This is a genomic window from Enterovibrio gelatinilyticus, from assembly GCF_028683095.1.
GTDB classification, from domain to species: Bacteria; Pseudomonadota; Gammaproteobacteria; order Enterobacterales; family Vibrionaceae; genus Enterovibrio; species Enterovibrio gelatinilyticus.
In genome coordinates this window covers 1-916 of the sequence record NZ_JAJUBC010000094.1, presented here as the reverse complement: position 1 = coordinate 916, position 916 = coordinate 1, and the positions used below count along the sequence as shown (strand labels likewise).

1 protein-coding gene is annotated in these 916 nt (G+C 55.2%); it reads right to left on the bottom strand.

The genetic code is table 11. The annotated features are described in order from the left end of the window. A partial coding sequence (locus tag LRP50_RS25355) for an immunoglobulin-like domain-containing protein (RefSeq protein ID WP_337992932.1) occupies positions 1-916 on the bottom strand: 916 nt, incomplete at both ends.

Here is a 916-nt window from a genome sequence, read left to right as displayed (position 1 = left end):
CGATGGGTTATCCGGCAGCACTTCAAAGCCACCGCCCGCTGTTCCAGTGACCGACACTTCGAACACATCATCGTCATTGGTTTCGAGGATGCTGTCATCCAAGGTCGCCACGGTGAAATCGGTCGACGTGGTGTTCGCCGCGATCACCACTTCTCGCGTCACAGGCGTAACATCGCCATCTTCTGAGGTCTTATGGCCGACAACCACTGTCACCGTCAGTGCCGACGTCGGCGCTTCGCTAATGGTCAGCGTGTAGCTGGCTTCTGCGCCTTCAATGACGGACGCATCGCCCGTTAACGTCAGGGTCGGTTTATCCGTTGACGTGGTGTCTTCGTTGATCGTGGTTTCGACCGCCGATGGGTTATCCGGCAGCACTTCAAAGCCGCCGCCCGCAGTGCCCGTCACGGACACTTCAAACACGTCATCGTCAGTGGTTTCAAGAATAGAATCGTCGAGTGTTGCGACCGTAAAATCGGTCGACGTGGTGTTTGCCGCGATCACCACTTCTCGGGTCACGGGCGTGACATCACCATCTTCCGAGGTTTTATGGCCGACAACCACTGTCACGGTTAAAGCTGTTGTGGGTGCTTCTGAGATACTGAGCGTGTACGACGCTTCTTCGCCTTCAACCACTTCACTGTCACCTGTGAGTGTCAGGGTCGGTTTATCAGTGCCGGTCGTGTCTTCGTTGATCGTGGTTTCGAAGGCAGACGGGTTGTCTGGTAGCACTTCAAAGCCACCGCCCGATGTGCCAGTGACCGACACTTCAAAGACGTCATCGTCATTGGTTTCAAGAATAGAATCGTCGAGTGTTGCGACCGTAAAATCGGTCGACGTGGTGTTTGCCGCGATCACCACTTCTCGCGTCACAGGCGTAACATCGCCATCTTCTGAGGTCTTATGGCCGACAACCACT